This is a genomic window from Sphingomonas radicis, from assembly GCF_051400635.1.
GTDB lineage: Bacteria > Pseudomonadota > Alphaproteobacteria > Sphingomonadales > Sphingomonadaceae > Sphingomonas.
In genome coordinates, this window is the sequence record NZ_JBLFFG010000002.1 from 529,933 (window position 1) to 545,482 (window position 15,550).

Annotated in this window: 7 protein-coding genes; 2 read left to right on the forward strand and 5 right to left on the reverse strand. The window is 63.6% G+C overall.

Translation table 11 applies throughout. From position 1 onward, the window contains the following. Positions 1 to 145 precede the first annotated feature (145 nt). Positions 146 to 949 carry a DUF1444 domain-containing protein gene (locus tag ACMGDH_RS09400; RefSeq protein ID WP_436827682.1) on the forward strand — a complete coding sequence of 268 codons (804 nt, stop codon included), beginning with the start codon at positions 146 to 148 and terminating at the stop codon, positions 947 to 949. A gap of 84 nt (positions 950 to 1,033) precedes the next feature. Here ACMGDH_RS09400 and ACMGDH_RS09405 read toward each other — a convergent pair whose 3' ends face one another. From ACMGDH_RS09405 to ACMGDH_RS09425, 5 genes are all read right to left on the reverse strand, one after another. After that, the gene (locus tag ACMGDH_RS09405; RefSeq protein ID WP_436827683.1) at positions 1,034 to 1,534 is read right to left on the reverse strand and encodes a winged helix DNA-binding protein; all 501 of its coding nucleotides are present in this window, start codon (positions 1,532 to 1,534) and stop codon (positions 1,034 to 1,036) included. A gap of 76 nt (positions 1,535 to 1,610) precedes the next feature. After that, positions 1,611 to 2,798 carry a beta-barrel domain-containing protein gene (locus ACMGDH_RS09410; RefSeq protein ID WP_436827684.1) on the reverse strand — a complete coding sequence of 396 codons (1,188 nt, stop codon included), beginning with the start codon at positions 2,796 to 2,798 and terminating at the stop codon, positions 1,611 to 1,613. Next, on the reverse strand, positions 2,795 to 4,942 hold the full coding sequence (locus ACMGDH_RS09415) for a type I secretion system permease/ATPase (RefSeq protein ID WP_436827685.1): 2,148 nt from the start codon (positions 4,940 to 4,942) through the stop codon (positions 2,795 to 2,797). The genes ACMGDH_RS09410 and ACMGDH_RS09415 overlap by 4 nt, the downstream gene beginning before the upstream one ends. Beyond that, positions 4,939 to 6,249 carry a TolC family protein gene (locus ACMGDH_RS09420; RefSeq protein ID WP_436827686.1) on the reverse strand — a complete coding sequence of 437 codons (1,311 nt, stop codon included), beginning with the start codon at positions 6,247 to 6,249 and terminating at the stop codon, positions 4,939 to 4,941. The genes ACMGDH_RS09415 and ACMGDH_RS09420 overlap by 4 nt, the downstream gene beginning before the upstream one ends. A gap of 112 nt (positions 6,250 to 6,361) precedes the next feature. Beyond that, positions 6,362 to 12,484 carry a BapA/Bap/LapF family large adhesin gene (locus ACMGDH_RS09425; RefSeq protein WP_436827687.1) on the reverse strand — a complete coding sequence of 2,041 codons (6,123 nt, stop codon included), beginning with the start codon at positions 12,482 to 12,484 and terminating at the stop codon, positions 6,362 to 6,364. A 547-nt stretch (positions 12,485 to 13,031) separates the two neighbouring features. On the opposite strand from ACMGDH_RS09425, the gene ACMGDH_RS09430 reads away from it, so the two are divergent. Next, positions 13,032 to 15,539, forward strand: a complete 2,508-nt coding sequence (locus ACMGDH_RS09430; protein WP_436827688.1) for a TonB-dependent receptor — start codon at positions 13,032 to 13,034, stop codon at positions 15,537 to 15,539. Positions 15,540 to 15,550: the final 11 nt, after the last annotated feature.

The window sequence follows — 15,550 nt, forward strand, 5'->3', positions numbered from 1 at the left end:
CTTCCCAGTGCTAGGACGACGGCGCCGCTCTTAATCAGCAGGCAGGTTCAATCCCAGTGTGCCCACCGGCTCAAGTCTCGTCTTTGCTTGCGCAGATCGTCAAGAAAGCTCACGATTCAGCAAGTGAACAATGGGGATTGGAGCGATGTCGCTGCTTTCTAAACTCTTTGGCCGACAAAAGCCCAACGTCCTGAATCGCGAGCAATTTGCTGACCATTATGTGAAGGTGTTCGCGGAGAAGGCCCCGGAATTGTCAGCCGAGCGGGACGGCGTCGATATTCGTATGCGCCGGGCTGATGGGGGGACAATCAACCTGTTCCTGGGCAATGCCCATGCGCAGTACCGCAATGAGCCGGAAGTGCTGGAAGCGTTGATCGAGGCGCATCTTGCTTCGGCTCGTGCATCAGCGGCACCGCAAGCACCGCTCGATCTCAACCTCGTCCTGCCTCTCATCAAATCTCGCTCGTGGCTAGCGACGGCCGCCGCTCAGATCGGCGACGACGTCGATTTGGTGATCCGCCCCTTTGTCTCCGACCTGATCATTGTGCCCGTTCAGGACCTGCCTTCGACGATGGCCTTTGTGAAACGCCAGCATCTGGAGGGCGTGTGCGACGAAGCACAGTTGTTCGCCCGAGCGATGTCCAACCTGGCGGGTCGCGCAGCCGGACTGCAGGCGATCGGCGGCAACGGTCGATATCGGATCGAGCTCGACGGCTTCTTTGACGCCAGCCTCATTCTCGTTGCAGCCGATTGGATCGGGCAACTCGATCTGGAAGGCGATCCCGTGTTCGCGATACCGTGCCGTGATCAATTGATGGTTTGTGGCTCCGATGATGCCGAGGCGGTGGCTGAACTGGCGGAAATCGCGCCTCAGATCGCTACGGCCGAAGCTTATGACATATCGGCCGAATTGCTGACGCTGAAGGGCGGAAAAATCGAAATTGTATGATCGAATGAGAGATCAGTTGCAGCCGATCGCCGCGCTTTGAGGCCGAGTTGCCGGATTCAGAATCCCCGTCCCGTTCGCTTCGCCTCACTTACGGCCAGCTTCGTATTGACGGTCAGACCCACCAAGCGGAGGCTGGTCGGGTCGGCTGCCTCGCGGTTGGAGAGAAGCAACGGTGAGGAACAGATTGCGCAGCGTCATGACCATCGCCTCCTCCCCTTTCAGCGTCAAGGTCACCACCACCCGCCGGTGATCCGCGGAATCATGGGAGCGGCGAAGCAACTCGGCGGCTTCGAGACGATCAATACGCCGAAGCGCGCTCGTCGATGTTTCCCCAGAAGTCAGGACGAGCTCCTTGACGCAGACGGCCCGGTTTTCCCGTCCCGCAACAAACAGTTCGAGCACCATGTCCCACGCCGAATCTCGGAATACGTTTCTTGGAAACAGCTTCGCCATTCTTGCGCGCATCAGCTGCATCTTCCGAGCAAGATCGAGGAGCGAATACTCCTGGTCACCCTCCCCTTCCGTTAACGATGAATCGACCCCTTGCAAATCTGCACTAAAATTGGACGCAGGATACTTATACATGCTCACATCCCGTCATGTAGTGCGCTAATCCAAACCACAGATATTCTCATGCTGTTCTATAGATCTATAAAAACTCCTATCTCTCGCGCAGCGCTTCGCGTGCCCGGTTGAGCGGCTTCAGCAAGTACTGCAGAACCGTTTTGCTGCCGGTGTGGATATCCACAGTTGCCACCATTCCAGGAACGATCGGGAAACGGCCGCCGGCTTTGTTGAATAGTGCGTCTGATCGCGTGCGCACGAACACTCGGTAATAATAAACTTCGGGATTCACCTCGTCGCGGATAGTATCTGGCGAGATACTGCTGACATCACCCTCGAGCCCACCGAATATCGAATAGTCATATGCCGTAATCTTGACGCTGGCCTGTTGGCCGGGGTGGATGAAAGCGATGTCACGAGGCGAAATACGCGCCTCCACCAGCAGACGCTCATCCAACGGCACGATCTCCATAATCTTGCCGTTCGGCGGAACGACACCGCCTATCGTCGAGATTTCGATGTTCTTGACGATACCTCGGACGGGCGAACGCAAAGTGAGGCGCTGCAGCGTGTCAGAACGCCCGCGAACGACCGGTGCCAGCGCTTCGACCTCCTCGCTCACCTTGGCAAGATCCTGGCGCGCCTCGACCAGATACTGCGAGCGAAGATCCGACTTCTTGAGATCGAGATCGGCGCGCTGACGCTTGAGCCGCAGCACCTCGACATTGCTGGCGGCACCGACGGAGATCAGCGACTCGCCGATCGCCACTTCGCGATTGATCAGGGAACGGGATTCGTCGATCAGGGCCACCGAGTTCTGCAGGCTCCGCCGCCGGGCATCGAAGAGCCGCTGCTGCTCCGCCTTGAGCTCAGGGTAGCTGTCGAGCGCCTCGGGAAAGCGAAGTGGCGTGCCCTCGACTTCAGCCTGGAGCCGGGCCTGGCTCGCGAGGGCGGCGCGATATTTGGCAGCGCTCTCCTCGACAGTCGAGCCCGCCTGCGTCGGATCCAGTTGGGCGAGCACCTGGCCAGGATTCACGATATCGTCCTGCCGCACCATCAGCTTGGCCAGAATGCCACCCTCCAGCGATTGCAGCACCTGCTCTCGGCTGGTTGGCACGACGCGGCCGGCGCCGGTCGCGACTTCGTCCAGCGTCGCCACCCAAGCCCAGCCGAATGCGACGGTGAACAACGCCACGAGTACCCACAGCAAACGTCTTGCGTGTCGAAAATGACCATTGCCTTCGTCGTCGAGGGCCGAAGCGCCGCTCGCTTCGCGCGCTGTCATGCTGCCTGCCCCTTGGCATTGCGCATGGCATCGAGCGCTGTCTGCTTGGGCTGGTCGAGCAGGATCGCCCCTTGATCGATCACCAGGACGCGGTCGACGAGCTCCAGCACCCGCATCCGGTGCGTGGCGATGATCACGGTGCGATCACGGCTCCACTCGCGGAATCGATCGATGAAGTGGCGCTCCGTGATCTCGTCCATAGCCGCGGTCGGCTCGTCGAGCAGCACGACCGTAGGCTGGCGCAGCAGCAGCCGGGCAAGGAGCAGCGACTGGATCTGCCCGCCCGACAGGCCCAGGCCGCCCTCGAGCACGACATGCTCCAGCCCGTCGCTCAAGCGCCGTACGAAGTCCACCGCACCGGCGATAGCCAATGCGGAGAAGATTTCCTCGCTGCTTGCATGCGGCGCCCCCATCGTCAGGTTCTCGCGCAGCGTGCCGTGAAATAGCCGACTGTTCTGGGTGAGCAGACCAACGTCCCGTCGCACGTCCGCCGGGTCGATCTGATGCATCGCGAGACCGTCGAGCAGCACTTCACCCGAAATGGGCTGCAGCATGCCCGAAAGCCCCTGAAGCAGCGTCGATTTTCCTGCGCCGTTGCGGCCGAGCAGCGCCACCTTTTCACCGGCCGCAATCTCGAGGCCGGCGACGGACAGCGCGGGCGGAGCGTCGGGATTGTAGGAAAATACGGCGGAACGCAGCGTAAAACTTCCGGTGACCGCCGGGAGGGGAATCCGGTGCTCGGCGTCGGGGCTGTCGACCGGCAGTGCCATGATCTGATTGAGACTCTGCACCGCAAGCCGCGCGTGCTGATAGCGGCCGAGAAGTGCGGAAATCTGTGCCATCGGCGCCATCATCCGCGAGGCGAGCATCGACGCCGCAATGAGGGTACCCGTCGTTATGTCGCTCGCGATGACCATCGGCGCGCCGACGAAGATCACCGTGGCATAGACAGCGCTCTGAATGCTCTGCGACCAGGTTGCGAGGCTGTTGGTGAGCCCGCGCAGCCGCAGCTGCGCTTCCCCCGCCACGGCGTTATAGTGGTTCCACTGGCGCTGGAACCGTTCCTCGGCCTGGAGTGCCTTAACGTCCTCGATGCCTTGCACCGCTTCGACCAACAGCGCGTTGCGCAGGGAGGTCTCACGCATCGATTCACTGGCAAGCGCACGCAACCGGCGTTGAGCAAGCAGGCTCGGCAGTAGTAGAGCGACGAGGGCCACGAGCGGCACCAGGGCGAGCACGCCACCGATGTAAGCGAGAATAGCCAGGAATAGCAGGAAGAACGGAAGATCTGCCACTGCGGCAACCGTGGTTGAGGTCAGCATGTCGCGAACCTGATCGAGGTCGCGCAGCTGAGCGATGAAAGTCCCCGTCGAAGTCGGGCGGGCGCGATTGCGCACGCGCAGCGCATGGCCGAAGACCAGATCCGAAAGGCGCAGGTCGGCGCGCTTGCCGAGAATATCGGTGATGCTGACACGCAGGCGCCGCAGCAGGAAATCGAAGCCTATCGCCAACAGCACGCCCAGGAACAGGATGACCAAGGTGGGCATCGACTTGGCCGGGACGACGCGGTCGTAGACCTGCATCGAGAACAGGGCTCCTGCCAGCCCGAGCAGATTGGTGACGACGGAAGCAACCGCGACATGGCCGTAGGCCGATGCATCGCGCAGCACGATGCGTCGCAGCCAGTGCTCCTCGAAAGGCCGGATATAGGCGTCGACGCGCGTATCGGCGGCCGATCGGATCGGCCGGGGTACAACGATATGGATGCTGGCGCCGATCAGTTCCGCCAAGGGGCTGCGCGATTGCAGCCCGGCGTCGCCGGCCATGGTGAAGACCGCTTTGCCCTCGAGATCGATGGCAGTCACCAGGGCGAGCTCGCCGCTGCGAAGGCAGGCAATTGCGGGGAGCCGCCAACTCGTCAAACGTGAGGCTTGCGGCTCGACGAAGCGGATGGCGAGCCCGGTCGCCCGTGCAATCTTGCGGATCCGGTCCCTCTCGTTTCCCGCGGAGCTCCACAGGGCTGCCAATCGCACTTCCTGCGCGGAGGAAGGCAGCCGATAGTGGCGCGCTGCCTGGCCGAGAATGTCGAGCCACGCCTCGGCATCCGAGGGGGCTGCTGGTGCGGTTGACGGTGCCGCATTCACAATGTGACGCCTTGGGCACGCGTGCCAGCGAGGCCGAAGGCGTCACGAGAGCGCCCCGAATAATATAGGCAGTCTAGTTCAAGCCGGCGCAGGTCGTGCGCCGTGTTGATCGCATCGAACCTGGCCTGCTGCAGTTCCTGCTCGGCATTGAGCAGATCCACCAGGGTTCGCGTGCCCATTTCCAGATATTGGAGGCGGTAGAGCTTGCCCGTCTCCGCCATGTCCGCCTGGCGCGCCAATAGCGTTTCGAGCAATCGGTTCAGGCTGGCGATCTGCTGTTGAGCTTCCGCCAAGCGCTGGCTCGCCTCGTTGCGGGCCTGCTGCGCCGCCGCCTCTGCGGCGGCCAGTGCATAGTCGGCGCTACGCACGCGTGCCCTTGTGGCATTGCCGCCGAAGACGTTGCTGGTGACGCTGAGGCCGAAGCTGTACGTGCTGCGGCTGGAGAAAGGCCCGACGACATCCGGTGCGGCATCTCCGGAAAGCGTCACCGTCGGAAGGCGGTCGGCGCGGCTACGCCGCAATTCGGCAGTCGCTCGTTCACGTTGCGCGTCCGCCCGCATGACCGTGGGAACATTGGCCCAGTCACCGACGCCATGCGTGCAGCTCTGCATCAGCCATTCAGGGACCTCGGCGGTCACATCAATGACATCGTTCTCCATTCCCAGCAGAAATTGGAGATTGCTCATCCACCGTCTTTGTTCGGCATCGATCTGCGCCAGCGTGGCTTCCGCAGCCGCCACGCGCGATTGCGCCTGCAGCGTGTCCGAACGCGTCGTCGCGCCTTTGGCGAAGCGATGCCCCACCAGCGTGCTGATCTCCCGGATGCGGACTAGCTGCTCCTCCGCCGTCTGGCGGATCGCGGCGTTTCGTTGCACCTCTACAATGGCGTAGCCGGTCTCGCGAATGAGCAAGTCGATGGCGAGCAGCAGATCGGCTCGGCCGACACGGGTGCCGGCACGCGCGGCATCGACGGCGCTGCCGACCTTGCCGAAATCATAGAGCATCTGGGACGCAGAGAGCTGTGGGCGAGGTCGCCAGTTCGAGCCCAGCCTGTTGTCATACCCGGTGCCCACGCCGACATTGACCTGCGGAAGGTAGCCCGCGCGGGCAGCATTGACGTCCTCGCTGCGGGCGTCGAGCGTTGCAGCAGCCGCCGTGATGTTCGGATGCCAAGCTACCACCTTGCGGACGGCGCTCTCTATCGACAACACGGCATCCTCTCGCGCCTCGACGCCACCGCCGAAAACTCCAGCGGCCACTCCGAGCGCTATGACACGCGCAGCCTTTCCGAGCTGCGCGTGCCGCAACACTATCGCCACGCGATACGCCCCCCACGCACTGATCTACTTATCTATCTTAAGTAATTATCCTGAGATCATCCGCATTTTCTTCAATTAAATCCGTTTTCGGAGTTAATAATCATGCCGCATGTGTCATGATTGCCCGCTCGTCCTCGATTTGGCTCGGCGATACGAGATAGCCGAACGGATCTTCAGGGAGAGCCAGAGCAGAGGTCTCCGGAGACGAAAACTGCGTATCGGATGAGGCATTCAGCGATTCCTGCTGGTCAGTCAGAAAACCACCAAGCATGCTCTCCAACGTATCCTGCTCCTCGATCAGGCTGATCGGGATCTGATCTTCAGAGGATGCTAGCAGTGGTGCATTGGTCGTCTCGGTCGAGAAGATCGCGAGCGGCACCACATCTGCCAGCATGCTTGTCATGTCCGGCGCCTCAGCGATGGCGGCCGTAGGTGCAGCTCCGTTGTTGATATCGACCACGATGTCGAGCTGCGCGGTTGCAATCTCACCATTGGGCTGCACCAGCTGATAGGTGAAGCTGTCGATCGGGTCGCTGCTCGAATATGTGAGCGCTCCACTCGGCTGGTAGCTATACTCGCCAGCTTCGTTCACGGTCAGCGTGCCGTAGGTCCCCACGATTATGAGCGGGGCATCGCCCACTTCGACGAAGCTGCCCCCTGATTGCATCCGGAGCGTCACAAAGTCGGTTCCCGGAGCGTCGTTCTCCAGCAAACTCCCTTCGGCGGCGATAGTACCCGTCAGCGTGTGCTGGTCCAAATGGGTCACGGTCTGCCCCACATAGACGGTGCTGGTGTATCCGGTGCCCAGCAGATTGGTGCTCGTCACTGTGTAGCTATAGGTGCCCGCCGGAAGATCCTGCATCGTCAGCGACACTCCGCTGCCGAGCGGCAAGCCGATAATCGCAGTCTGCGAGAGCGTGCCGACTTCCTGGCCCTGATCATTGGTGACCGTGATCGTGTAGTTGGGCAGCACAGACAGCAGGCCCTGGAAGACGGCCGAAAGCGTCACATCGGCCGTGCTGTTCGGATCGACGACAAAGCTGTCAGTTACAGAGCCTGTCTCTGCCCCGGTCAGAAGCAACGCGGTTGGCGTATTGAAGCTCGAGTCCACGGCTGCCGGCGAGCTCGTGACGACATTCTCGAAAGTCGCCGTGGCGATTCCCGTGTCGTTTCCGGCGACCGGCGATGCTGAAACGTCCGGGCTACTGATCGTGACGGTGAGCGTCGCACTTTCCAGCTCGCCGTCGCTGCCGTCCACGAGCGTGTAGGTAAACGTGTCGGATTGGCCGATCGCCGCCGAATTCGCATCGGGTGTATAAGTATAGCTGCCGTCGCGATTGATGACCAGCGTGCCCCAGGAGCCGTCGACGACTGTACCATCGGCTGCAATCACGGTGGTCACGCCGTTCACCGTCACGCTCTGCAGGGTCGTTTGCGGGCTCGCCAAGTCGACTGCGCCGCCAGCGCCCGCATCGGTGATGACATTGCCCGACACCGCGCTCGGCACCACGGCTGCAATATCGGTGTAATCGTTGTCGACGCCGGTCACGTCGAGGCCGCCGAGCAACCCGACACCCGCCGCGCCATCGAAAGTGACGAATGCGCGATACTCGCCCGGGCCCAAGGTTTCGGTGGCAACGAGATCGCCGTTGAGCAGCCCGAGCTCCAGCAGGGAGCTGTTGCCTTGTCCGTTGATCGCCACCCAGTTCGCGCCATCGAAGCGCTGAACAACAACCGAGTAGCCGCTCAGCACGCCGATACTGAGCGTGGCATCATAGGTGAAGGTGGCATCGAGCACATGCCCGGCCTCCACTGTGAACTGCACATTGGGAGTCGCAAGCACCTGTGCATCGAGGTCCAGCAGACCCAGTGAGACGAGCACCAGATAGTTCGCGCTTCCGAAATCTTCGTCAGTCGTCGTCGGAACGAGGTCGATCGAGGCCACCGCACTATTGTCGAACGCGTCGATATCGAAAGGCGCAGTGAGTGGTACCGCGCCGGACTGATTGCCGGCGGGATCGCGTTGCGAGACGCTCAATGCCTCGCCTGCCGTCTGAGGATCGTTGAGAGGGACCGTGAAGCTGCCGTTGGCAGCCACGGTGGCGGTCCCAATCACATTGCCACCAGCATCGCGCACTTCGACGGTCGCGCCAGGCTCGCCCGATCCCGTCACGACCACGCCATTGCCATCGATCGCCACGCCGGAAGGCGGAGCTGGCGCCGTGATATCGGGCGCGGTCACGATGGTGGAAGGTGATACGTTGCCGGCAGCGTCGACCTGGGTTGCGCCGAGCGTCTCGCCATTGGCCTGGGGAGTCGTCAGCGTGGCGGAATAAGTGCCATCGCCGGCGACGATCGCCGTGCCGATCACGGTTCCTGCCGGATCGCGAACCTCCACGGTGGCACCCGGCTCGCCTTGTCCGGTGACGACGGTGCCGTCGCCGCTCACGGCTGCAGTCGGTGCGGCGGGTGCGGTGAGGTCAGGTGCAATCGCAGCCGTGGGCGGCGAGACATTGCCCGCTGCATCGGCCTGAGTGACCGCGAGTGCCTCACCATTGAGCTGCGGCGTCGACAGGCTCACGGCATAGCTGCCGTTCGCAGCTACCGTGGCGGTGCCGAGCACGGTGCCGTTGGCATCGGCAACCCGCACAGTAGCCCCGGGCTCGCCGGTGCCGGTCACGACCGTGCCGGTCGCATCGACCGTGGCGGTCGGCGCGGCGGGCGCAGTGAGGTCCGGTGCGATCGCAGTCGCCGGCGGCGACACATCGCCCTCGGCGTCCGCCTGGGTGACACGCAGCGTCTCGCCGTTCACCTGCGGCGTCGAGAGGATCGCGGTATAGGCCCCGGTGCCGTCGACGGTTGCAGTGCCGAGGACCGCCCCGTCCGGACCCCGCACGGTCACGGTGGCACCCACCTGCCCGGTTCCGAACACCGTCGCACCATCGGCACCCACAGTGGCGGTGGGCGCTGCAGGCGAGTCGTTGGGAATCAGGTCGGGCGCCGTGGCGGTCCCCTCGGGCGAAACATTGCCGGCTGCATCGGCCTGGGTCAGGCTGAGCAGCTCGCCGTTGGTTTGCGGAGGTGTGAGCGTTGCAGTGAAGCTGCCGTCCGCACCAGCCGTGGCGGTGCCGATGACCACACCGACCGGATCCCTTATGGTGACGGTCGCCCCCGCTTCACCCGTCCCGGTGATCGAAGCGCCGTCCGCCGCCACGGTTCCAGCCGGTGCCGGAGGCGCAGTGAGGTCGGGTGCGACGAGCGAAGCCGGCGGCGAGACGTTCCCGGCCGCGTCGGCCTGCGTCACGCTCAGCTGCTGGCTGTTGATCTGCGGCGCCGTCAGGACGATCGAGAAATTGCCCTGCCCATCAACCACGCCGCTGCCGATCACGGTTCCTGCCGGATCGCGAACCTCCACGGTGGCACCCGGCTCGCCTTGTCCGGTGACGACGGTGCCGTCGCCGCTCACGGCTGCAGTCGGTGCGGCGGGTGCGGTGAGGTCAGGTGCAATCGCAGCCGTGGGCGGCGAGACATTGCCCGCTGCATCGGCCTGAGTGACCGCGAGTGCCTCACCATTGAGCTGCGGCGTCGACAGGCTCACGGCATAGCTGCCGTTCGCAGCTACCGTGGCGGTGCCGAGCACGGTGCCGTTGGCATCGGCAACCCGCACAGTAGCCCCGGGCTCGCCGGTGCCGGTCACGACCGTGCCGGTCGCATCGACCGTGGCGGTCGGCGCGGCGGGCGCAGTGAGGTCCGGTGCGATCGCAGTCGCCGGCGGCGACACATCGCCCTCGGCGTCCGCCTGGGTGACACGCAGCGTCTCGCCGTTCACCTGCGGCGTCGAGAGGATCGCGGTATAGGCCCCGGTGCCGTCGACGGTTGCAGTGCCGAGGACCGCCCCGTCCGGACCCCGCACGGTCACGGTGGCACCCACCTGCCCGGTTCCGAACACCGTCGCACCATCGGCACCCACAGTGGCGGTGGGCGCTGCAGGCGAGTCGTTGGGAATCAGGTCGGGCGCCGTGGCGGTCCCCTCGGGCGAAACATTGCCGGCTGCATCGGCCTGGGTCAGGCTGAGCAGCTCGCCGTTGGTTTGCGGAGGTGTGAGCGTTGCAGTGAAGCTGCCGTCCGCACCAGCCGTGGCGGTGCCGATGACCACACCGACCGGATCCCTTATGGTGACGGTCGCCCCCGCTTCACCCGTCCCGGTGATCGAAGCGCCGTCCGCCGCCACGGTTCCAGCCGGTGCCGGAGGCGCAGTGAGGTCGGGTGCGACGAGCGAAGCCGGCGGCGAGACGTTCCCGGCCGCGTCGGCCTGCGTCACGCTCAGCTGCTGGCTGTTGATCTGCGGCGCCGTCAGGACGATCGAGAAATTGCCCTGCCCATCAACCACGCCGCTGCCGATCACGGTTCCTGCCGGATCGCGAACCTCCACGGTGGCACCCGGCTCGCCCGTGCCCGTTACTACCGAGCCTGTGGCATCCAGCGTTGCGGCAGGGGCCGACGGCGCCGTGATATCCGGCGCCGTCGCAATAGCCGGCGGCGAAACGTTGCCGGCCGCATCCGACTGCGTCGCGCGGATGGTCTCGCCATTCGCCTGGGCCGGATTCAGCACCACCGAATAGCTGCCGTCCGCACCGACTGCTCCGGTCCCGAGGACGGTGCCGGTGGCATCGGTCACGGTGACGGTGGCACCGGGCTCGCCACTGCCGGTTGCCGAGACTCCGTCCGGGCTCACGACAACCGTAGGCGCTGCCGGTGCGGTGATATCGGGCGCCAGCGCCGAAGTCGGCGGCGACACGTTACCGGCGGCATCAGCCTGAGTGACCTGAAGCGTTTCGCCGTTCAGCTGCGCCGGGGAAAGCGGGACCGTATAACTGCCATCGGCTGCCACGATCGCCGTTCCGATCGGCACGCCGCCCGGGCCGGCAATAGTCACTGTAGCGCCCGGTTCACCCGTGCCGGTAACGGCGGTGCCGTCCGGAGTCACAATGGCTGTCGGCGCACCGGGCGCGACGAGGTCCGGAGTGGTGACCACCGTCGCAGGCGAGGTGTTGCCTGCCGTATCGGTCTGCGTGACGCTCAGCGAATCCCCATCCGCAACGCCTGGCGCGAGCGGAACCGTATAGCTGCCATTCGCACCGACCTGCGCAGTGCCAACGGGTACACCGTCCGGGTCAGTCACCGTGACTATAGCGCCCGGTTCACCCGTGCCGGTGACGGCGGTGCCGTCCGGCGTCACAACGGCCGTCGGCGCGCCGGGCGCGACGAGGTCGGGAGTGGTGATCACCGTCGCAGGTGAGGTGTTGCCCGCAGTATCGGTCTGCGTAACGCTCAGCGAACCCCCATCCGCCACGCCGGGTGCGAGTGGAACCGTGTAGGTGCCATTCGCACCGACCTGCACAGTGCCAACGAGTACACCGTCCGAATCAGTCACCCTGACTGTCGCGCCGGGCTCGCCCGTGCCGGTGACGGTGGTGCCGTCCGGCGCAACGGTCGCCGTCGGGGCATTGGGGGCCGTCAGGTCCGGGCTGACTGCGGTGGTCGGTCCCGACGTATTGCCCGCAGCGTCGGTCTGCGTCACCGTGACGCTTTGTCCATTGGTCTGCGGCTGCGTCAACGTGACAGAGTAGCTGCCGTTTGCGCCGACCGTGCCGGTGCCGATCACCGCGCCCGCTGCGTCACGGACCTGCACCGTCGCGCCAGCTTCGCCTGTGCCGCTGACACCCGTGCCTTGACCGTTCACAGACGCGGAAGGAGGGTTGGGAGCTGTTGTGTCGGGCGCCGGGTTCGGGCCGTTACCGCCACTACCCGAGCCTCCTCCGCCGGAGCCGACCGCAGCCGCCAAGCCCGCAGCACCGGCCACACCGAGCAGCGCCGGAAGCAGCACACCGCCGCCACTAGCTTCTTCGACCAATCCCTCCAATCCCTGAAGAGCAGAGAAGCGGGGAGGTCCATTGGCCGAGCTGGACAACCAGAGGCTATTATCGGCTTCGCGCACGACAAGATCGCTCGCGACCCCGTTCTCCTGAAGATAGAAATTGGATATCCGGATAACCCCGCCGTCAGCCAATTGGACTACGAGATCGTTACCCTGCCGTTCTAAACTTGTGATTTTGGAACGGTCCATGTCAAGGCGGATGACGCTAGGGTCGTCGATATTGATGATGTTTCCATCCACACTGGTCACATTACCCGTGGACTTATTTATCACATCGACCTTCATGTCCCACCTCCGCCCTGCGCCTAAATTACCTCAAACAGTTTTTATTTGGACGACGTCCGTAATGGCGGATGCTAACTTACTTTACTTGAACTAGGCAAGAAGCTGAGAAAGTCGATTTTGGGTGTGCAGGCCTACAATAGCTCCGAAACCGGAGTCGATTTTTGAAGTATCTTTCCTACGGATGCAGTTTTCTGCATACGTCCATCAGCCCTACTGGAGCTTGCTAGCGACACTCTGTTCCTGGATGCAGGCTGCCACGATCCATTCGACAGATGCGCCGGAGCGGATGATTCATCGCGCTCCTCCTCGCAACTGGCGTTACTCTTGAGCTCCGGTCCCCCGCGGGGCGTGGAGAGCCTCACGATTGAGCCGGGCTGAACGGCGATCTAGGTGGGGATAGTGCGGGCGCGACGAGCACCGCACGTCCTCAGCCAAACGCCTGAGTGTCTGAATAAAGTAATTATTTTTCCAAGAATAATTAAAGCGTCATTTTAAGCGGCCAAGGCCCCCCGGTCGCCTTTCGGCGGCCCAAAATTCAGAGGGGTCCATGCTCAAAAACATTCTCGCTAGCACCGCATTTGCCGCCCTTTGCGCGGGCGCTGCCAAGCCCGCTTTCGCGCAAACCACAGCTCAAGGGCAAACCGATGGCACACCGCCCGCATCCGCGAGCGACGGCGCCGAAGACGCGCCGAGCGACATCATCATCACCGGCTCAACCCGCGCGCAGCGCCGCTTCGACGCATCCTATGCGATCAACACGATTTCGACCGCCGACGTCGAGAAGATCGCCCCCGTCAACTTCGCCGACCTGATCGGCCAGCTTCCCGGCTTCCAGACCGAGATCACCGGCGGCGAGGTGCAGAACATCTACCGTATCCGCGGCCTGCCGAACGACGGCGGGTTCGTGAGCTTCCAGCAGGACGGGCTGCCGCTGTTCCACGAGAACGACGGGGTGTTCTTCCGCGGCGATGCGATCCTCAAGCAGGACCTGATGACCGACCGCGTGGAAGTGGTGCGCGGCGGCCCTGCGCCGGTCTATGCGAGCTATTCGGGGGCGATCATCAATGCCATCACCGTGACCGGCAGCGACACCCCGCGCGGCAAGGCGCAGGTCGCGCTGGGCGACACCGGCCTCTATCGCCTCGAAGCCTATCAGGCCGGGCCGATCAGCGAAGACACCTATTACGCGATCGGCGGCTTCATCCGCTATCACGACGGCTACCGTGACAACGGCTTCCCCAACGACAAGGGCGGCCAGATCCGCGCGAACCTGAAGCACGACTTCGAGAACGGCTCGATCAAGCTCAACTTCAACTACGTCAACGATCACAACGTCTTCTATCTGCCGATCCCGATCGCGGATCCGACAGACCCAAGCGTCTCGCTCGACCCGTACATCGACTATTTCACCGGTACGATGAACTCGCCGGCGCTGCGCAACGTCAACTTGATGTGGCGCGACGGCACGGGGCAGATCCAGAGCCGCACCAGCGACCTGTCTGACGGGCGGCACATGCAGATGGTGAACTTCGGCGCCCAGTACGAAGGCGATTTCGACGGCTGGCTGGTCCAGGCCAAAGGTGGTTACACCCAGGGTAAGCTCGATTTCACCGCCTTTTACTCGACGACCAACCCGGCCGATGCGACCAGCTTCGCCAACGGCTTTCGGGATCGATCACGCACGGCATTCGGCGACGTAGCTTCGTTCGGCTATGTGCTGGCCGGTACGACTACCGCTTATGATCCCTATGCCGCTTCGGGCCTGGTGATGCAGGGTCAGTATCGCGACATTCACTCGAAGTTCTATTCGGCGCAGGGCAATCTGTCGGTCGCCAAGCGCTTCGACACCCCGGTCGGCAGCCACGACCTCAAGCTCGGCCTCTACGCCAGCGCCTATGGGGAGGACAGCCGGACCACCTACCAGAATTATCTGATCGAAGTGGCGGGCAAGCCGCGCACCCTGGACCTGGTGGCCTATTCGCCCACGGGCGCCGAACTCGGCCGTGTCACCGACAATGGCGTGCTCAGCTATGCCGCCACGCTCAACCAGGGCGATTCGGACGCGACAATGTACGCGATCTACGCCAACGACACCTGGGAGATCGTGCGCGGCCTGCGCATCGATGCGGGCATCCGTCACGAGCGCTACAGCTACAAGGGCTGGGGCGCGCTGACCGAGCAGGCGAACCTCGGCGATACGACCACGCTGGCGGACGACACCACGCGTGCTTTCACCGGCGTGATCGTCAACCAAAAGCTCAAGCCCCACGTCACCAACTGGACCGTCGGCGCGAACTACGACTTCTCCAGCAATATCGGGATCTACGGACGCGCCTCGCACCTCGAGACGCCGCCCAACATCCAGTCGGTGATGAACATCAACCCGACGATCCTGACCACTGTCGCCGATCAGTTTGAAGTGGGGCTCAAGCTCGCGTCGGGACGTTCGTACCTCTACGTCACCGGCTTTTACACCAACTTCGATCCGCTCAACGCGTCGTTCCTGGCGTACGACCCGACCACCGGGCGCAACGACGTCAACGTGCCCTTCATCGGCGAGGCACAGGTCAAGGGCGTGGAGTTCGATGGCGCCTGGGCGGTCACGCCGTGGTTCACGCTCAACGGTGCGCTGACCGTCAGCGATCCCAAGTACAAGAACTTCGAGAGCTCGACGGGCGCCGATCCCGAGCAGGCCGAAGGCAACCAGATCGTGCGCCAGCCCAAGATATACGGCAACATCCGCCCGAGCTTCGACTTCAGGACGGGCGAAACCGACATCTCGATCTACGGCCGCTACACATACATGGGCAAGCGCTACGTCGACCTCTACAACAACACCGCGCTCCCGGCCTATGGGACGACCGGCGCGGGCGTGACGGTGCGCCACGGGAGCTGGCAGGTGCAGCTCGTGGGCGACAATCTGTTCAACGCCCATGGCCTGACCGAAGGCAATACCCGCACCGACTCGCTGAGCGGCCAGGGCAGCGCCGAGGCGATCTATGGGCGTCCGATCTTCGGCCGCAACTTCCGCCTCGTCATCGGCAAGTCCTGGTGATGGGGCGGCGG

Bases quoted from the DNA above. Each gene is read 5' to 3' on its own strand.
- ACMGDH_RS09400 (WP_436827682.1), top strand. From the start codon at position 146: ATGTCGCTGCTTTCTAAACTCTTTGGCCGACAAAAGCCCAACGTCCTG.
- ACMGDH_RS09405 (WP_436827683.1), bottom strand. From the start codon at position 1,534: ATGTATAAGTATCCTGCGTCCAATTTTAGTGCAGATTTGCAAGGGGTC.
- ACMGDH_RS09410 (WP_436827684.1), bottom strand. From the start codon at position 2,798: ATGACAGCGCGCGAAGCGAGCGGCGCTTCGGCCCTCGACGACGAAGGC.
- ACMGDH_RS09425 (WP_436827687.1), bottom strand. From the start codon at position 12,484: ATGAAGGTCGATGTGATAAATAAGTCCACGGGTAATGTGACCAGTGTG.
- ACMGDH_RS09430 (WP_436827688.1), top strand. From the start codon at position 13,032: ATGCTCAAAAACATTCTCGCTAGCACCGCATTTGCCGCCCTTTGCGCG.